Origin of the sequence: Bradyrhizobium sp., from assembly GCF_052389815.1 — a bacterium.
Taxonomy (GTDB): Bacteria; Pseudomonadota; Alphaproteobacteria; order Rhizobiales; family Xanthobacteraceae; genus Bradyrhizobium.
The window spans coordinates 1-2,377 of record NZ_JBQTHN010000245.1; the positions used below are offsets into that span (position 1 = coordinate 1).

A 2,377-nucleotide genomic window follows, 5' to 3' on the forward strand; every position below is an offset into this window, starting at 1 on the left:
GGGCGGGGCGGTTGGGGGGTTCTGCCCCCCCCGTCGCGGAGATGCCCCCCACGTTTTTGCTCCGCATCTCGCCCCCCCCCATGGTTTTGTTAAATCCCGATGCCGCCGGACGATCGATTCAACCAATCACCATGGCTCGGCTAGCGCACTGCCTTGCGCCGCCCGTTCCACCACAGGGCCAGATTCCAGCCGATACAAGTGGCTAGCGCGAGGCTCAGCCCGACGGCCGAGCCGAACGTCAGCACCGCAACGTGCATCACGGCAACCGCCAGGCCAAATCCCATCAAGCCCCAGGCGCCGTTGGAAATGGCGGCGGCCGTCGGCGGGCCGCCGATCCGCGGATGCAGCACCAGCATCAGGCTGGTGAAGACGATCGGGAACAGCGCCATGATGCCGGAGATGCGCGGACCGACCCAGCCCGACGTCGTCACCACGGTGGCGACCAGCATTGCCACGAGGCCGGCCCGCAAGGGAATGTCGTACCAGCGCCGCGCGATCAGCGGCATCTTCTTCACGTGCATGTAGGGCCGCATCAGCGGCACTGCGATCGCAAAGGTCATGATGTTCGCGATCACGCCCGCGAGCAGCGTCCACTGGAACTGGCGGATCACCGTTGCCAGAACGAGCCAGACCGCCATCGCCGCGCCCGCGCTGACCCAGAGGCTGAAGCGCTGCGCCAGCGCCGAATAGGTGAGCGTCAAAATGATCGTCGCCGCGTTGATCGGCAGGCTGGCGAGCGCGCCCTCGGCGACGAAGGCCGCGTCATGGTCGAGTGCGAGGAAGACGTAGGACGGCCCTGCCGAGATCGGCAGCGTCGCCACCAGCGCGCCGATCACGGGACCGGAGCGCTCGGTGATGACGGAGGCCGACACCACGAACGCCGCGGTGATGGCCATGCGAAAGAGGAGAATGAGGAGGAAGGAGAGTTCGGGGGACATCTATCGGTCGTCCCTGCGAACGCAGGGACCCATACGCCGCGGCCTATCGGCTTGAACCGCGCTGTTCGACGGCTTTCGTACCACACGACCGCCTGTGGTTATGGGCCCCTGCGTTCGCAGGGGCGACGAGCTACACCCGCTTCATCGATACCGTGACCTTCGGGCCGTTCCTGATGGTCTGATAGACCACGCAATAGCGCTCGGTGAGTTTCAGCAGCAGGTCGAGCTTGTCCTGCGGCGCTGACGTTTCGACCTCGAAGCGCAGGCGGATCTCGGCAAAGCCGACCGGGGCTTCCTTGTCGATGCCGAGCGTGCCGCGGAAATCGAGGTCGCCCTCGGCGATGACGTGCCCGGCCTTCAGCGGCACCCCGACGGCGGTGGCGACCGATTTCAACGTCACCCCGGCGCAGGCGACCAGCGCTTCCAGCAGCATGTCGCCGGAGCAGAGCTCGAGCCCGGAGCCGCCGGTGCCCGGATGGAGGCCGGCGACCGCCAGCGCCCGGCCGGTCTCGACCTTGCAGGCGATGCCTTCATTGTCGATCGAGCCCTTGGCCTTCAGCGTGATGACCGCGGCGGAGGGATCGGACTTGTAGCGTTCCTTGATCGGGGCCTGCAGGGCGCGCAGTTCGGCGGCATCCATTGTCGTTGTTCTCCGAAATTGGTGTCGGCCGGCGCCAGATGTAGCGCCCGGGACGAGCGCTGTCACCACGGCCCGATCGCCTCGGCGTTGGGATTGGCCGGAAAGCCACTATATTTCAGCCGGTTATGAACGAATCAAAAGTGGTTCCGGACCGCCGCGGCCATCCGGCGGCCCGTGAGCATCCGGGGTCGCAACAATGTCCCGTGACAGCGCGAGCGCGGTCCGTTATTTCCGGTGACTGCATGGATAAAGTCGTGACAGAGGGCCGCAGCGAAGCGGACGACCGTTTCGAGACCGCGCGGATCACCGCCGCGGTCGATGCGCTCGCCGAGAAATATGCCGGCCGCGAGGACGTATTCCGCTCCTCGCTGGCCCAGCTCTTGAAGGGCGAAATGCTCGCCGCGCGCGCCAAGGCGCAGGCGATCCTCTTGAAGGACCGCCACGGAAGGCGTTGCGCCGAGCGGCTCTGCTTCATGCAGGACGAGATCATCCGCATTCTGTACGACGCCGCCACCCGCCACCTCTATCGCTCGCACATTCCCTCGGGCGAAGAGCGCATGGCCGTGGTCGCCACCGGCGGCTACGGCCGCGGGCTGATGGCGCCGGAGTCCGACATCGACCTGCTGTTCATCCTGCCCTACAAGCAGACCGCCTGGGGCGAGCAGGTCGCCGAAGCCATCCTCTATTGCCTGTGGGACATGGGGCTGAAGGTCGGCCACGCCACGCGCTCGGTCGACGAATCGATCCGCCAGGCGCGCGGCGACATGACCATCCGCACCGCGGTGCTGGAGACGCGCTT

General features: G+C 66.6%; 3 protein-coding genes. 1 reads left to right on the top strand and 2 read right to left on the bottom strand.

Annotated features, from left to right (window positions below; all coding sequences use genetic code 11):
• Nucleotides 1-140: 140 nt before the first annotated feature.
• The gene (locus ACT4OC_RS31490) at nt 141-938 is read right to left on the bottom strand and encodes a hypothetical protein (protein WP_444842972.1); all 798 of its coding nucleotides are present in this window, start codon (nt 936-938) and stop codon (nt 141-143) included.
• A 130-nt stretch (nt 939-1,068) separates the two neighbouring features.
• Entirely contained in the window at nt 1,069-1,578 is a 510-nt protein-coding gene (locus tag ACT4OC_RS31495) for an OsmC family protein (RefSeq protein WP_444842973.1), read from the bottom strand.
• A 242-nt stretch (nt 1,579-1,820) separates the two neighbouring features.
• On the opposite strand from ACT4OC_RS31495, the gene ACT4OC_RS31500 reads away from it, so the two are divergent.
• A partial coding sequence (locus ACT4OC_RS31500; protein WP_444842974.1) for a nucleotidyltransferase domain-containing protein occupies nt 1,821-2,377 on the top strand: 557 nt, incomplete at its 3' end.